Here is a 14,890-nt window from a genome sequence, read left to right as displayed (position 1 = left end):
CTGCCCGGAGGACAGCGGCCCGGCCGACCGGCTGCCAGACTGTCCGCCGTGACGGACGGGACGCGGCGCGGGCCACGGATGCGGGTGCTGACCGAGGGCGCCTCGGTCACCCCGCTGGAGCTCTTCTTCGACCTGGTCTTCGTCTACGCGCTCACCCAGGTGACCGCGTTGATGGCGGCCGACCTGACCTGGCCCGGCGTGGGGCGGGGCCTGCTGGTGCTGGCCCTGCTCTGGTGGTGCTGGTGCTGCTACGCCTGGCTCGGCAACACCGTCCGCGCCGACGAGGGCGTGGTCCGGGTGGTCCTCTTCGCGGTGATCGCCACCATGTTCGTGGTCGCCGAGACCATCCCGGAGGCCTTCGTCGACCTGCCCGGCGGGCTTCCCGGCCCGGTCGTCTTCGCCGCCTGCTACCTGGCCGTCCGGGTGCTGCACCTGACCATCTACCGGTACGCCGCCCGCGGCGACGCCGGCCTGCGCCGGCAGCTGGTGCGCGCCGCCCTGCCGATGCTGGGCGGCGCGGTGCTGCTCTTCGCCGCGGCGCTGCTGCCCCCGTACCTCACCGACGATCCGGCGCGGGTCGTCCCACTGCGTACCCTGATCTGGGTGCTCGCCCTCGCCGTCGACTACGGCGGCATCATGGCCATCGGCGCGGCGGGCTGGCAGATCTTCTCGGCCGCGCACTGGACCGAGCGGCACGGCCTGATCATCATCGTGGCGCTGGGGGAGTCCCTGGTCGCGATCGGCGTCGGGATCACCGCGCTGCCGATCTCCTGGCCGATCATCGTGGCCTCGTTCCTCGGCGTGACGGTGGCGGGGGCGCTGTGGTGGGCGTACTTCGACGTGGTGTCGATCGCCGCCGAGCGGGTCCTGGCCCGGGCGCGCGGCGCCGAGCGGGCCGCGCTGGGTCGGGACTCCTACACCTACCTGCACCTGCCGATGGTCACCGGGATCATCCTGCTCGCCCTGGGCCTCAAGAAGGTGATGTCGTATGTCGGGCACGAGAGCGACCACCGGCTCACCGACCCGCTGCACGGGCTGGGCCTGTTCGCCCTCTACGGCGGCGTGATCGTCTACCTGCTCGGCCACGTGGGCTTCCGGCTGCGCAACATGCGCTCGGTCAACTGGCCGCGGGTGGCCGCCACGGCGCTGCTGGTGCTGCTCCTGCCGGTGGCCGACCACCTGCCGGCGCTGGCCGCGCTGGGGCTGCTCGCCGTGGTCTGCGCCGGGATGGTGGCGGCCGAGGTGGTGCTCTTCGGGGCGGCCCGCCGGGCGCTGCGCGACGAGTTCCTCGAGGAGCACGGCGTCGGCGGCCCGCCCGGGCGGTAGCCCCGTTCCGGTACGGATCCGGAGGATCGCAGCGGCGCGGGGCGGGATTGCGGAGACTGCCCGGGTGGGGAACGGCGAGGGTGCCCGGTGGTCGCGCCTCGTGCGGCCCGCGGCCCGCGGCGCCCGGCTCCCGGACCACCCGGCTGGAACTCTTCTACGACCTGGTCTTCGTCTTCGCGTTCGTCAACGTCACCACCCTGACCGCCAACCGGCTCACCCCGGCCAACCTCTACCGCTGCCTGCTGGTGCTGGCCCTGCTCTGGTGGTTGTGGACCGGTTTCGCCCGGCTCGGCAACGCGGTACGCGCCGACCAGGGCCTGCTGCCGCTGGTCGGCTTCCTCACGGTGGCCGCGACGTTCCTGCTGGTGCTCAGCGTGCCGGGCGCGTTCGTGGACGCTCCCGGCTCGCTGAACGGCCCGCTGGTCTTCGCGGCCTGCTACTTCGTGATCCGGGCGGCCCAGCTCGCGGTCCTCGGCTGGATGGACTGGTCGGATCGGGTGCTGCGCCGGCGGCTGCTGCCGCGCGTCGTGCTGCCGGCGGTGGCCACCGCGCTGCTGGTGGTGGCCGGCACGGTGCCCCAGCGACTCGCCGACCGGCCGGTCACCGTGGCGCTGCAACTGGGCCTCTGGACCGTGGCGCTGCTCGTCGAGTACGTCGGCGGGGTGATCCTGGCCCAGGGCTGGTGGGTGGTCGTCTCCGCCGGCCACTGGGCGGAACGGCACGCGCTCATGGTGCTGATCGCGCTCGGGGAGTCGATCATCGCGCTCGGGCTCGGCCCGAAGACCGGGCTGCCGCTCAGCGGCCCGGTGGCGATCGCCGCGCTGCTCGGCGTCCTGGTCGTGGCGATGCTCTGGTGGGCGTACTTCGACACCCTGGCGTACGCGCTGGAGCAGGCGCTGCACCAGGCACGCGACCGGGCCGCCCGGCTCCGGCTCGCCCGGGACGTCTACACGTTCCTGCACCTGCCGTTGATCGCCGGGGTCATCCTCTTCGCCCTGGGCCTGAAGGACCTGCTCGCCGAGTCGGCGAGCCCGATGACTCCCACCTGGGGCGAGCCGCTGGGCGGCTTCTGGGTCACCGTCTTCTACGGCGGGGTGGGCCTCTACCTGCTCAGTCTCGCCGGCTGCGCGCTGGTGGCGCTGCGGGAGGTGCACTGGCCGCTGCTGGTCACGATCGTGGTGCTCGCCGCGGTCGCCCCGTTCGCCGCCCCGATCCCGGAGCTGGTCGCGCTCGCGCTGCTGACGGGGCTCACCACCCTCGGGCTGCTGGCGGGAGACGTTGAGCGAAAACGGCCGACGGAGCCGGGTCCGGCAGCTCGCGCTGGAGGAGCAGCTCGCCGCGGAGGCGGAGCAGAGCCACTGGCGCCAGCGGCACCTGTGAGCGCGAGGAGTGAGCCGGGGTTGCGAGCCCCGCAGTCGCGAACGAAGACCGGCACTGTGACCGGGCCCGGAAACCACGGCGGCGGCCGTGCCCCGGGACGGAGGGGCGCGGCCGCCGGGCGGTGCGGGCCGGCTACAGCTCGGCGAGGCTGCCCGCGTACATCTTGTCGATCTCGCCGGCGAAGTTGGTCTCCACGCTCCGGCGCTTGATCTTCAGCGACGGGGTGACCTCGCCGTCCTCGATGGTGAGGTCCCGGGGGAGGATGGTCACCTTCTTGATCGTCTCCCACCGGTTCAGCTTGCCGTTCAGCTCGGTCACGTAGCCCTCGACCATGGCCTGCGCCTCGGGCGAGGTGACGATCGCGGTGTAGTCGCGACCCTCCAGCGGCGTGCCGGCGGCCCAGCCCTTGATCGCGTCCGGGTCGAGCGTGACCAGCATGGTGCAGTAGTTGCGCGCCTGCCCGATCACCACGGCCTGGGAGGTGTACGGGCAGACGGCCTTGAACATGCCCTCGATGTGCGACGGCGCGATGTACTTGCCGCCGGAGGTCTTGACCAGGTCCTTCTTCCGGTCGGTGATGCGCAGGTAGCCGTCGTCGTCGAGGGTGCCGATGTCGCCGGTGCGGAAGAAGCCGTCCTCGGTGAACGCGGCCGCGGTCTCCTCGGGCAGGTTGTGGTAGCCGCGCATGACCGGCTTGCCGCGGACCAGGATCTCGCCGTCGGTGTCGATCCGGCACTCCAGGTCGCCCATGGCCCGGCCCACGCTGCCGATCTTCAGCCCGTCGGGCGGGTTCACGAACGCGCCGGCGCTGGTCTCGGTGAGCCCGTACCCCTCGGAGATGGGCAGGTTGGCCGCGGCGAAGAAGGTGGCGATCTCCTTGCTCAGCGGCGCCGCGCCGGAGACCAGCACCCGCATCCGGCCGCCGAGCCGGGCCTGGAGCTTGCTGAACACCAGCTTCTCGACGAGCGCGTACTTGACCTTCAGGCCGGCCGGCACGGGCTTGCCGGCCTGCTCCAGCGCGACCTTCGCCTTGCCCACCGCGACGCCCCAGGCGAAGATCTTCGCCTTCGCCCCGCCGGCGCTCTGGGCCGTGGTCACCGCCTTGTTGTAGACCTTCTCGAAGACCCGGGGTGCCCCGCACATGAGCGTCGGCCGGATCACCCCGAGCAGGTCGACCAGCTTGTCCACCCGGCCGTCGACGTAGGTGGGCAGGCCGACGTGGGTGGCGCCGCAAAGCAGCGTCTTGCCGAACGAGTGGGACAGCGGCAGCCACAGGTACTGCAGGTCGTCGGCGTGCAGCAGGCCCAGCTCGGCCTGCGCCACGCCCTCCCAGCACCAGCCGCCGTGCAGCAGCTCGACGCCCTTGGGTCGGCCCGTGGTGCCCGAGGTGTAGATCAGGGTGGCCAGGTGGTCCGGGCCGATCCCGGCGACCAGCATGTCGATCAGGTCGGGCTCGTTCTCCAGCGCCCGGGCCCCGCGCTCCTCCAGCTCGGCCAGGGTGAGCTGCGGGACGGTGGCGGCCGGGTCGGGCGCGCCGTCGAAGAGCACCACGTGGGTCAGCGCCGGCACCGCCGTGCCGGCGATCTTCGCCGCCTGGGCGGGGTTCTCGGCGAAGAGCACCTTCGACCCCGAGTCGGCGACGATGTACGTCGCGTCCTCCGGCTCGGTGGTCGGGTAGACGGTGGTGGTGGCCCCGCCGGCGCACATGATCCCGAAGTCGGCGAGCACCCACTCCAGCCGGGTGTTGGCCAGGATCGCCACCGGGTTCTCCAGGCCGACGCCGAGCCCGTGCAACCCGGCCGCGATCGCCTTGGCGCGCTGCCCGACCTGCTCCCACGTCAGCCAGACCGGCCCCGAGTCGTCCGGGGCGGGATGGGCGAACGCGTGGCGGTCGGGGGAGTCCGCCACGCGCTTGAGGAACATGTCGGGTACGGAACGGTACGGTACATCGAGAGCCATCGCTGTAGCCGCCTTCAGGGGTGGAGGGACGTGACGGGGGTCACGCCATTCTGCGGTTACCGAAGAGTATTGCCTGGACCCGGGCAGCGGCTAGCCCCGGTGGCCTGCGGCGACCCTGTCCCGGGAGCGGGACCGCGCTCAGGCGTACCGGGTGGCGGCGCGGGACCAGTCGTAGGTGGCCCGGATCCAGTTCCGCCGGGTGTCCAGGAGGGCCCGCACCCCCGGGTCGGCCGTCGCGGCCAGCGCCGCGTCCCGCCCCACGTACGCCGCCAGTACCGCGTTGAACCGGGTGGCCGCCGCGCGCAGGGCCGCCTCCTCACCCTGCCCGGTCTCCCCGGCGATGGTGGTGACCAGGTTGTGCGCGTCCGGGCCGGTCGCCCGCTCCTTGTCGTAGGAGAAGAGATCGTTGCACCAGCAGACCAGGTCGGTGGCGAGCGCGTCCAGGTCGGCCAGCGCCGGGTCCGCTCGACTGCCGGGGTCGGACCGCTCGGGGTGGGCCAGGTCGGTCAGCGTGAAGCTGGGCCGGACGCCCCCGGTGTGCCGGCGCATCTGCACGTACTCGGCCACTCCGGGCACCCGGCCGTGCTCCCGGTTGGCCGCCTCCCAGAGCAGGGCCAGCAGGTACTCGCGCAACTGGCTGACCAGGCTCAGCAGTAGGCCCGGCCGGCGCCGGTCGCGGACCCGCCGGCACAGGTCGTCCAGCGCCACCGCGAGCGGGCCGGCGTCGGCCGGGATCGGCGCCGCCGGGTCGCCGTGCCGGTCGAGCACCTCCAGCAGGGCCGCCACGGTCGGCGCGAGCCGGGTCGGGCTGGCCCCCAGGCCGTCCTCGTCGCAGGCGTCGTCCATCACGAACAGCCAGCTGATCAGGTCGGCGAGCAGCCGCAGGCCGTCGACCGACGCGTCCGGGCAGGCCCGTCCGGCCAGCTCGACGGGGTGGGCGGCGGCCAGCCGGCGCAGCCCGGCCGGGGTGCCGATCAGGCCCAGGTCGCGTACCCACCCGGCGCTCTCCCCGACGACCAGCTCGACGGCGGCGTGGCGGCGCGCCGGGAAGGGGGGTTCGTGCAGTGCCGAGAGCGCGAAGCCTCGCATCCGTCTCCCCTGTCCCGCCCGCCCGGGGTCGGGCGGCGGGACAGGAGCGTACGGCAGCGCGGATCGGCCGTCGTCGCTGGGCCGGAGCGATTCCCACGGATCCGTCGACACCGGATCGACTCGCTCCGTCAGAGGCCCAGGCTGGCCGCCCGCAACCGCTCCGCCGGCTCGGCCGGGCCGTCCACCTGGACCCGGGCCACCCGCTGCCGGCCGGAGATGAACAGCACCAGCTCGCCCGGGGCGCCGACCAGGCGCAGCCGCTCGCCGCCGCGACCGACGGCGCGCTCGCCGTAGCCGGGGGCCTGGATCAGCAGGTCGGCCGGGAAGCGCCGCAACGACAGCCGGGCCAGCACGGATGCCCGCTTCCAGAGCGCCGCGTGCTGCCGGGCCGGCAGGTCGCGGGGGAGCCAGCCGGGCCGGGCCCGGCGCACGTCCTCGTGGTGGATGAAGAACTCCAGGCCGTTGACCAGTTCGTCGGTGAGCGGGTTGCTCACCGGGCTCCACAGCGGCGGGCGGCGGATCCGGGCGACCAGGTCCGCGTAGGGACCGGCGGCCACCCGGCGGCGGACCGCCTCGCCGTGCCCGCGCAGCGGCGGCAGCAGGATGCCGCCGGCCGCGTCCGGCCGGCGCTCCCGCACCAGCAGGTGGGCCGCCAGGTCGCGGGTGGTCCACCCCTCGTTGACCGTCGGCGCGTCCGGTCCCAGCTCCAGCATCAGGTCGGCGAGCGCCTCGCGCTCCGACCGGGCGTACCGCGGCATGGCCCGATCGTAGGCCCGGCGGGGCCGGTCGGGGGCCCGGCCCGGACACGGCGCCGGCGCGCCCGGTCACCGGTCGGCCGGCGCCCGGCCGTCCGCCCTGCTCGGCGGGGTCCACGCGGAGGAGTGACAGTCGACATATCGGGGCCGGGTCGGCGGAGGCGGCACCGAGCAGTAAGGATGAGGGGGAGAACTGTGGCTTACGGCGGGGGAGAGCGTGGCGAGCGGGACAAGTCGGGACGTCCTCGGCAGAGGGCTACGGGTGCTCGGCCGGGCCATCCGGGAGCAGCCGCGCATCTTCGCGGTCGCGGTGGCCGGCAGCGTGCTCTTCGGCCTCATGGTGATCGCCAGCGCGTACGTGGTCGGCGCGGTGGTCGGCAAGGTGGTGGTCCCGGCGGTCACCCGCGGCTCGGTGACCGGCGGCGCCCTGGCGCTCGCCGCGGCCGCGCTGTTCGGGATCAGCGTGCTGCGGGTGGTCGGCATCTTCGGCCGCCGGCTCGGGGCCGGCTACATGCAGTACCGGCTCCAGGCCGCCTACCGCCGGCGGGTCACCCGCCGCTACCTCGACCTGCCGCTGGCCTGGCACCACCGCAACGCCACCGGCACCCTGCTCTCCAACGCCAACTCCGACGTCGAGGCCGCCTGGTACCCGATCGCGCCACTGCCCTTCGCCGTCGGCACCCTGGTGATGCTGGTCGGCGCGGTGATCTCGCTCTTCCTCACCGACTGGGCCCTCGCGCTGGTCGGCCTCGCCGTCTTCCCGGCGCTGTTCGCGCTCAACGTGGTCTACTCTCGCCGGATGGCGCCCCGCCAGGCCCGCGCCCAGCGGCTGCGCGCCGAGGTGAGCGGCATCGCGCACGAGAGCTTCGACGGCGCGCTGGTGGTCAAGACGATGGGCCGGGAGGCCCATGAGACCACCCGGTTCGCCGCCCGGGCCGGCGAGCTGCGCGACGCGCTGATCTCCGTCGGCAAGCTGCGTGGCGTCTTCGACCCGATGCTGGAGACCCTGCCCAGCCTCGGTACGCTCGCCGTGCTGGTGGTCGGCGCGATCCGGCTCCGGGAGGGCGCGATCACCGTGACCGAGCTGGTCAGCGTGGCCTTCCTCTTCACCGTGCTGGCCTTCCCGGTCCGGGCCATCGGCTGGGTGCTGGCCGAGCTGCCGCGCAGCGTCGCCGGCTGGGACCGGGTCCGCCGGGTCCTCGACGCCACCGGCGAGATGCCGTACGGCGAGGTGGCCCTCGACCCGGCCGCGCCGGTGCCGGCCACCCTCGCCTTCGAGGACGTGCACTTCGGGTACGAGCCGGCCGAGGCGCACCTGCCCGGCGCCCAGGTGCTCGGCGAGGTCACCTTCACCGTGCCGGCCGGGAAGACGGTCGCCCTGGTCGGGCCGACCGGCGCCGGCAAGTCCACCATCGCCTCGCTGGCCGTACGGCTGGTCGACCCGGACAGCGGCACGGTCACCCTGGACGGGGTCGACGTGCGTGAGCTGACCGCCGCCTCGCTGGCCTCGACCGTGGCCCTCGTCGCCCAGGTGCCGTTCGTCTTCGACGACACCGTCCGCGCCAACATCGCCCTCGACCGTCCCGGGATCGGCGACGAGGAGGTCTGGGCGGCGCTGCGGCTGGCCGAGGCGGACGGCTTCGTGGCCGCGCTGCCCGACGGGCTGGACACCATGGTCGGCGAGCGGGGCACCTCGCTCTCCGGCGGCCAGCGGCAGCGGCTCACCCTGGCCCGGGCGGTCGCCGGCCGCCCCCGGCTGCTGGTGCTCGACGACGCCACCAGCGCCGTCGACCCGCGGGTGGAGGCGGCCATCCTGGCCGGGCTGCGCGCCCCGAATGACGGAGGCGCGGCCGCCTCGATCCTGGTGGTCGCCTACCGGCGAGCCACCATCGCGCTCGCCGACGAGGTGATCTACGTCGAGCACGGCCGGGTGGTGGCCCGGGGCACGCACGCCGACCTGCTCGCCACCGTCTCCGGCTACGCCGACCTGGTCACCGCCTACGAGCAGGCCGAGCAGGAACGCGAGCAGACCCGCACGTACGACGAGGTCACCCCGCTGACCTCCGGCCTGGAAGTCGAGGTTGACCGGTGACGAGCACCACCGTTGCGGCCGAACAGCGGACCGAGTCGACCTGGCGGACCCTGCGGCGCGGGCTGGCGCTCTCCCCGGAGCTGAGGACCGGTCTGGCCGGCACCGTGGCGCTGGCCCTGATCTACATGATCGGCCGGGTCGCCGTGCCGGTGGCCGTGCAGCGCGGCATCGACCACGGCATCCTCGGCGGCCTCGACCTGGACGTGGTCACGCTGACCGTGCTGGTCACCGCCGCCGTGCTGGTGGTCACCACCACCTGCGGCTACCTGATGATGCGCCGGCTGTTCACGGTCAGCGAGACCGCGCTGGCCGGGGTGCGCACCCGGGCCTTCCGGCACGTGCACGACCTGTCCATGCTGCACCAGCAGTCCGAGCGGCGCGGCTCACTGGTCTCCCGGGTCACCAGCGACGTCGACCAGATCACCCAGTTCCTTCAGTGGGGCGGCGTGATCCTGATCGTCAACCTCGGCCAGCTCGTGGTGACCACGGCCGTGATGCTCGCGTACTCCTGGCAGTTGACCCTGGTGGTGCTCGTGGCGTTCGCGCCCGCGGTGCTGGTGATCCGGCTGCTCCAGCGCCGGCTGGCAGGCGCCTACGGGGTGGTCCGGCAGCGGATGGGCGCCCTGCTCGGCACGATCGGCGAGAGCGTGGTGGGCGCCCCGGTGATCCGGTCGTACGGGATCGCCGGGCGCACGGCCCGGCGGCTGGACGCGGCGATCGAGGGGCAGCGACTGGCCCAGCAGAAGGCGATCCGGATCAGCATCGTGGGCAGCTCCGTCGGCGAGCTGGCGGCCGGCCTGGCGCTGGCCGGTGTGGTGGTGGTCGGAGTCAACCTCGGGGTCGACCGCACCCTGTCCATCGGCCAGCTGACCGCGTTCCTGTTCCTGGTGACGCTCTTCATCCAGCCGGTGCAGATCGCCACCGAGGTGCTCAACGAGGCGCAGAACGCGATCGCCGGCTGGCGCCGGGTGCTGGACGTGCTGGACGTCGCGCCGGACGTGGCCGACCCGGGAGAGCAGGGCCGGGAGCTGCCGCCCGGTCCGCTGGACATCCGCTTCGCCGGGGTGACCTTCGCCTACCCGGGCGGGCCGCCGGTGCTGCACGACGTGACGCTGGACATCCCGGCGAAGAGCCGGGTGGCCGTGGTCGGCGAGACCGGCAGCGGCAAGACGACCTTCGCCAAGCTGCTCACCCGGCTGATGGACCCCACCGAGGGCGAGGTGCTGCTCTCCGGCGTCTCGCTGCGCGAGGTGCGCTTCGAGTCGCTGCGGTCGCGGGTGGTGATGGTGCCGCAGGACGGCTTCCTCTTCGACACCACGGTCGGGGAGAACGTCCGCTTCGCCCGCCCGGAGCTGACCGACGCGCAGCTCACCGCCGCCTTCTCCGAGCTGGGCCTGGCCGACTGGCTGGACGGGCTGCCGAGCGGGCTGGACACCCCGGTGGGCGAGCGCGGCGAGGCGCTCAGCGTCGGCGAGCGGCAGCTCGTCGCGCTGGCCCGGGCGTACGTGGCCGACCCCGACCTGCTGGTGCTGGACGAGGCGACCAGCGCGGTCGACCCGGCCACCGAGGTACGCCTCCAGCGCACCCTGGACGCGGTCACCCGGGGCCGGACCACGCTGGCCATCGCCCACCGGCTCTCCACCGCCCAGGCCGCCGACGAGGTGATCGTGGTGGACCGGGGCCGGATCGTGCAGCGCGGCCCGCACGACGAGCTGGTGCGGGACCCGGAGTCGGTCTACGCCCTGCTCTACGCCTCCTGGCTGGAGCAGACCCGCTAGTCCAGGTCGCCGGTGAGGTAACGCTGGACGGTCGGCCCGATCGCGGCGACCAGGGTCTCCGGGTCGGCGGAGGCCACCGGTTCGAGGCGGATGACGTACCGCATCATGGCCAGGCCGGCGACCTGGGTCGCCACCAGCGCGCCGCGCAGCGGCAGCTCCGCCGGGTCGACGTCGAGCTGGTCGAGGACCCGCCGCAGCACCTGGGTGGTCAGGAACTCGCGCAGCATCCGGGCGGTCCACTCGTTGCTCACCGCCGAGCGGAGCAGGGCCACCGCGGCCCCGCCGACAGGCGAGTCCCAGACGCTCAGGAACGTGCGGACCAGGCGTTCGCCCGCTCCCTCCGGGCCGCCGGCCAGCACGGCCGGCAGGAGTCGCGCCGGGTCGACCGGGATCGCCACGGTGGCCCGGAACAGCTCCTCCTTGGTGCCGAAGTAGTGGTGCACCAGCGCCGGATCCACCCCCGCGGCGGTGGCGATCGCCCGGATCGAGGCGGCGTCGAAGCCGCGCTCGGCGAACGCCGCCCGGGCCGCCGCGAGGATGGCCTCCCGGGTGTCCGGGTTGCCGGGTCGCCGGCCGGTGCGCCGGGCCATCACCCGCTGCGCCGGCGCAGCGTCGCGGCGGCCAGCATCAGCGCCGCCACCGCGGCCGCGGCGACGATCGCCACGTCCCGCCACATCGTCGCGGTCGGGTCGGCGTGCCCGCCGACCTCTTGGAGCGCCTCGACGGCGTACGACAGGGGCAGCACGTCGCTGATCGCCTGGAGCCAGCCGGCCATCTCGCCGCGCGGCACGAAGAGCCCGCAGAGCAGCAGCTGCGGCAGGGCCACCACCGGCAGGAACTGCACGGCCTGGAACTCGGTGCGGGCGAACGTGGAGCAGAGCAGGCCGAGCGCCACCGCCAGCACGGCGTTCAGACCGGCGATCAGCAGCACCAGCCACTGGCTGCCGGCGGTGTCCAGCCCGAACACCTGGTAGGCCACCACTGAGGCGAGGGTCGACTGGAGCACCCCGGCCAGCCCGAACGCGATGCCGTAGCCGAAGAGCAGGTCGATCTTGCCGAGCGGGGTGGTGAGCAGCCGCTCCAGGGTCCCGGTGGTCCGCTCGCGCAGCATGGCGATGCTGGTGATCAGGAACATGATGATGAACGGGAAGAAGCCCAGCATGATCAGCGCAACCCGGTCGAAGACGCTCGGCCCGCCGGGCGGGGTGGGCTGGTCGACGTACATGAAGTAGACCAGCGTGAGCAGCACGGTGGGCACGGCCACCAGCATGGCCACGGTGCGCCGGTCGTGCCGGAGCTGGCGCAGGATCCGCCCGGTGGTGGCGGCGAGGATGCGGGGACTCACCGGCCGGCCTCCTGCTCGCTCGCCTTGATCAGCCGGAGGAAGGCCTCCTCCAGGTCGTCCACGCCGGTGCCGGCGCGGACCGCGTCCGGGGTGTCGTCGGCGACCAGCCGGCCGTCCCGGATGAGCAGCAGCCGGTCGCAGCGGGCCGCCTCGTCCATCACGTGGCTGGAGACCAGCAGCGTGGTGCCGGCGGCGGCCATGGCGTGGAACCGGGCCCACAGGTCGGCGCGGAGCACCGGGTCCTGGCCGACCGTGGGCTCGTCGAGGATGACCAGCTCCGGGTCCCCGACCAGCGCGCAGGCCAGTGAGGCGCGGCTGCGCTGCCCGCCGGAGAGGGTGCCGACCAGCTGGTCGGCCGCGCTCGCCAGCCCGACGTCGGCGACCGCCCGGTCGGCCTCGGCCCGGCCCCGCCCCTGGAGCACCGCGAAGTAGCGCGTGTTCTCCCGGACGGTGAGGTCGGCGTAGACGCTGGGCGCCTGGGTCAGGTAGCCGACCCGGCGGCGCAGCTCGGCCGCCCCGGCGGGCCGGCCGAGCACGGTGACCGTGCCGGAGTCGACCGTCTGCACCCCGACAATGGCGCGCATCAGGGTGGTCTTGCCGCTGCCGCTCGGCCCGAGCAGCCCGGTGACCGCGCCGCGGGGCACCGCGCAGGAGATGCCCTGGAGCACCCGCCGCCGGCCCCGCTCGACCACCAGGTCACGGACCGACACCGCGTCGTCCATGCCCGCCTCCAAAAAACTCATCAAGTGTTGAACTCAACGCTAGATGAGTTACCGGCCTTCGCACAAGGTTGACTTCGAGTGCCCTCGAACTGGAAGCCTGGGTGCGTGGACATCAGCACGCGGGAGATGAGCCTCACCGTCGGTGAGGCGGCGGAACGGGTCGGCCTGACCACCTACACGCTGCGCTGGTACGAGCAGGAGGGCCTGGTCGCCCCAGTCGGCCGCGACTCCGCCGGCCGGCGGCGCTACACCGAGTCCGACGTCAACTGGCTGTTCCTGCTCACCCGGCTGCGCCGTACCGGCATGCCGGTACGGGACATGCGGCGCTACGCCGAACTCGCCCGGCAGGGCGACCGCACGCTCGGCGCCCGGCGGGCCCTGTTCGAGGCGCACCGGAGCCGGGTGCTGGCCCGGATGGCCGAGCTGGAGGAGGACCTCAAGGTCCTCGACTACAAGATCGACGCGTACCGCCGAGCGGAGGAGGAGCTGGCATGATCAAGCGACGAGTGGGCGCGACCGGCCCGGAGGTCTCGGCGATCGGCCTGGGCTGCATGGGCATGAGCTTCGCCTACGGCGGCGCCGACGACGCCGAGTCGACCCGCACCCTGCATCGGGCCCTCGACCTCGGCGTCAACCACCTCGACACCGCCGACATGTACGGCTTCGGGGCGAACGAGCGGCTGCTCGGCCCGGTGGTGCGGGCACGCCGGGACGAGGTCTTCCTGGCCACCAAGTTCGGCAACCGCACCAGCGGCGACAGCTTCGGCGGCACCGGCAGCCCGGGCGCCTTCGTGGACAGCAGCGCCGCCTGGGCGAAGCAGGCCTGCGACGCTTCGCTGGCCCGGCTCGGCATCGACACCATCGACCTGTACTACCTGCACCGGCGCGACCCCCGGACCCCGATCGAGGAGACCGTCGGCGCGCTGGCCGAGCTCGTCCAGGCCGGCAAGGTACGGCTGATCGGCCTGTCGGAGGTCAGCCCGGCGACCCTGCGGGCGGCCCACGCGGTGCACCCGGTCTCGGCGGTCCAGATGGAGTACTCCCTGTTCACCCGGGACGTCGAGGGGGAGATGCTGGCCACCTGCCGGGAGCTGGGCGTCTCCCTGGTGGCGTACTCGCCGGTCGGGCGGGGGCTGCTCACCGGGACGATCACGAGCCGGGAGCAGCTCGCCGAGGACGACTGGCGGCGCACCGTGCCCCGGTTCGCCGACGGCAACCTCGACGCCAACCTGAAGCTGGCCGAGGCGGTCCGCGCGGTCGCCGGCGAGCTGGGCTGCACCCCGGCCCAGGCGGCGCTGGCCTGGCTGCTCGCCCAGGGCGAGGACGTCCTGCCGATCCCCGGCACCAAGCGGGTCCGCTACCTGGAGGAGAACGCCGCCGCGGCCGACCTGCGGCTCACGCCGGAGCAGCAGGACCGGCTGTGCGGGGCGGTGCCCGCCGGGGCGGTCGCCGGGGAAAGGTACACCCCGGCAGGAATGCGAACCGTCGGGCACTAGCCCCAGCGGCGGACACCCGGTCCGCCATCGGTCATTGCGCCAAGATCGGACGTCCGGCACCATGACGCCGTGGGTCCCGCTCCGTTGCCCGAGACCGGCGGCGGCTCCAGGTCGCAGCGCGGCGCCAGACGCGACGAGCTGGAGTTGCCGGAATTCCTCGACGAGTGGGCCGCCCGCCTCCGGGAGGCCGCCGACCGTCCCGTCGTGGGGATCATGCTGCGTGGCAGCCATGCCCGGCGGGCCGCCACCGAGCACAGCGACGTCGACGTCGACGTGCTGGTCGCCGCCGACGACGAGCGGCCCGCCGGCGCCGGCGGGCGACCCGCCGCCCCGGCGGCCGGGACGGCGGGCCCGGCCCGGGCCGCCACCCCGTACGCGGCCCGCCGGGCCTACCTGGCCGAGTTCGACGGCCGGCTGGTGCACGTCTCCGTGGCCGCCCGGGACGTCCGCTCCTGGGTGCACCGGCTGGGCCAGCCGGCCGACTGGGCGTTCGGGCTGCCGGTCTGCGCGCCGGCCCGGCTGCTCTGGGCGGCACCGGAATGGCGGCGCCGGATCGACCTGCCGGTGCTCTGCCAGCCCGCCGACGAGCCCCGTCTGGAGGAGCTGATCGCCACCCTCGGCAAGGTGGCCGGCGCCCGCTGGGCCGGCGACCCGGTGGGCGTCCGGCTCGCCGCGGCCGACCTGGCCCGGCTCTGCCCGTCGGTGCTGCGCCTGGCCAACCCCTCGGTCCGGGTGGTGTCCCGCCGGGCGGCCCTGGCCGCCGCGCTGGAGCTGCCGGTCGCGCCGGCCGGCTACCGCGAGGACATGCTGCTCTGCCTCGGGCTGCGCCCCGGCGGCAGCGCCGAGGTGGGCGCCGCAGCCGGCCGGCTGGTCACCGGGATCGTCCCGCTGGTCCGCCCGTACGCCGGGGAGATCGCCGCGGTCGGCGGCGCGGACCTGGCCGAGGCC

12 protein-coding genes and 1 pseudogene are annotated in these 14,890 nt (G+C 74.1%); 7 read left to right on the top strand and 6 right to left on the bottom strand.

The genetic code is table 11. The features are described from left to right. The first annotated feature begins 48 nt into the window (after positions 1–48). Both AB0F68_RS25595 and AB0F68_RS25590 read left to right on the top strand, forming a co-directional pair. Positions 49–1,326 carry a low temperature requirement protein A gene (locus AB0F68_RS25595; RefSeq protein ID WP_357342680.1) on the top strand — a complete coding sequence of 426 codons (1,278 nt, stop codon included), beginning with the start codon at positions 49–51 and terminating at the stop codon, positions 1,324–1,326. A gap of 80 nt (positions 1,327–1,406) precedes the next feature. Then, complete coding sequence (locus AB0F68_RS25590) at positions 1,407–2,915, top strand: low temperature requirement protein A (RefSeq protein WP_357342678.1); 1,509 nt, start codon at positions 1,407–1,409, stop codon at positions 2,913–2,915. Here AB0F68_RS25590 and AB0F68_RS25585 read toward each other — a convergent pair. From AB0F68_RS25585 to AB0F68_RS25575, 3 genes are all read right to left on the bottom strand, one after another. Further along, a complete protein-coding gene (locus AB0F68_RS25585; protein WP_357342676.1) occupies positions 2,839–4,665 on the bottom strand; it encodes a long-chain fatty acid--CoA ligase in 1,827 nt (608 codons plus the stop codon). The two genes, AB0F68_RS25590 and AB0F68_RS25585, sit on opposite strands and share 77 nt — an antisense overlap. Before the next feature lie 138 nt (positions 4,666–4,803). Next, complete coding sequence (locus tag AB0F68_RS25580) at positions 4,804–5,754, bottom strand: terpene synthase (protein WP_357342674.1); 951 nt, start codon at positions 5,752–5,754, stop codon at positions 4,804–4,806. Positions 5,755–5,882: 128 nt separating this feature from the next. Continuing rightward, positions 5,883–6,512, bottom strand: coding sequence for a TIGR03085 family metal-binding protein (locus tag AB0F68_RS25575; protein WP_357342672.1), 630 nt, complete (start codon positions 6,510–6,512; stop codon positions 5,883–5,885). Between the two features lie 214 nt (positions 6,513–6,726). On the opposite strand from AB0F68_RS25575, the gene AB0F68_RS25570 reads away from it, so the two are divergent. Both AB0F68_RS25570 and AB0F68_RS25565 read left to right on the top strand, forming a co-directional pair. Continuing rightward, positions 6,727–8,601 (top strand): ABC transporter ATP-binding protein, encoded by a 1,875-nt coding sequence (locus AB0F68_RS25570; RefSeq protein WP_357342669.1) that lies wholly within the window; start codon positions 6,727–6,729, stop codon positions 8,599–8,601. Further along, positions 8,598–10,379 (top strand): ABC transporter ATP-binding protein, encoded by a 1,782-nt coding sequence (locus tag AB0F68_RS25565; RefSeq protein WP_357342667.1) that lies wholly within the window; start codon positions 8,598–8,600, stop codon positions 10,377–10,379. Before AB0F68_RS25570 ends, AB0F68_RS25565 begins: the two co-directional genes overlap by 4 nt. On the opposite strand, the gene AB0F68_RS25560 is transcribed toward AB0F68_RS25565, so the two are convergent. Genes AB0F68_RS25560 through AB0F68_RS25550 form a run of 3 tightly spaced genes read right to left on the bottom strand, consistent with a single transcriptional unit; the run spans position 10,376 to position 12,446 of the window. After that, positions 10,376–10,969 carry a TetR family transcriptional regulator gene (locus AB0F68_RS25560; RefSeq protein ID WP_357342665.1) on the bottom strand — a complete coding sequence of 198 codons (594 nt, stop codon included), beginning with the start codon at positions 10,967–10,969 and terminating at the stop codon, positions 10,376–10,378. The two genes, AB0F68_RS25565 and AB0F68_RS25560, sit on opposite strands and share 4 nt — an antisense overlap. Beyond that, positions 10,969–11,724, bottom strand: a complete 756-nt coding sequence (locus tag AB0F68_RS25555) for an ABC transporter permease (protein ID WP_357342663.1) — start codon at positions 11,722–11,724, stop codon at positions 10,969–10,971. The genes AB0F68_RS25560 and AB0F68_RS25555 overlap by 1 nt, the downstream gene beginning before the upstream one ends. Next, complete coding sequence (locus AB0F68_RS25550; RefSeq protein WP_357342661.1) at positions 11,721–12,446, bottom strand: ABC transporter ATP-binding protein; 726 nt, start codon at positions 12,444–12,446, stop codon at positions 11,721–11,723. Before AB0F68_RS25550 ends, AB0F68_RS25555 begins: the two co-directional genes overlap by 4 nt. 105 nt (positions 12,447–12,551) lie before the next feature. On the opposite strand from AB0F68_RS25550, the gene AB0F68_RS25545 reads away from it, so the two are divergent. The 3 genes and pseudogenes from AB0F68_RS25545 to AB0F68_RS25535 all read left to right on the top strand — a co-directional run. Continuing rightward, positions 12,552–12,941 carry a MerR family transcriptional regulator gene (locus tag AB0F68_RS25545; protein WP_262282487.1) on the top strand — a complete coding sequence of 130 codons (390 nt, stop codon included), beginning with the start codon at positions 12,552–12,554 and terminating at the stop codon, positions 12,939–12,941. Further along, positions 12,938–13,942 carry an aldo/keto reductase gene (locus AB0F68_RS25540; RefSeq protein WP_357342659.1) on the top strand — a complete coding sequence of 335 codons (1,005 nt, stop codon included), beginning with the start codon at positions 12,938–12,940 and terminating at the stop codon, positions 13,940–13,942. The genes AB0F68_RS25545 and AB0F68_RS25540 overlap by 4 nt, the downstream gene beginning before the upstream one ends. A gap of 213 nt (positions 13,943–14,155) precedes the next feature. After that, positions 14,156–14,830, top strand: a pseudogene (locus AB0F68_RS25535) (phosphoribosyl-AMP cyclohydrolase); the annotation flags it as partial. Positions 14,831–14,890: the final 60 nt, after the last annotated feature.

The organism is Micromonospora sp. NPDC023966, assembly GCF_040639095.1.
In the GTDB taxonomy this organism is placed as follows: Bacteria; Actinomycetota; Actinomycetes; order Mycobacteriales; family Micromonosporaceae; genus Micromonospora.
The sequence above is the reverse complement of the archived record's forward strand: the minus strand, read 5'-3'. Positions and strand labels throughout refer to the sequence as shown.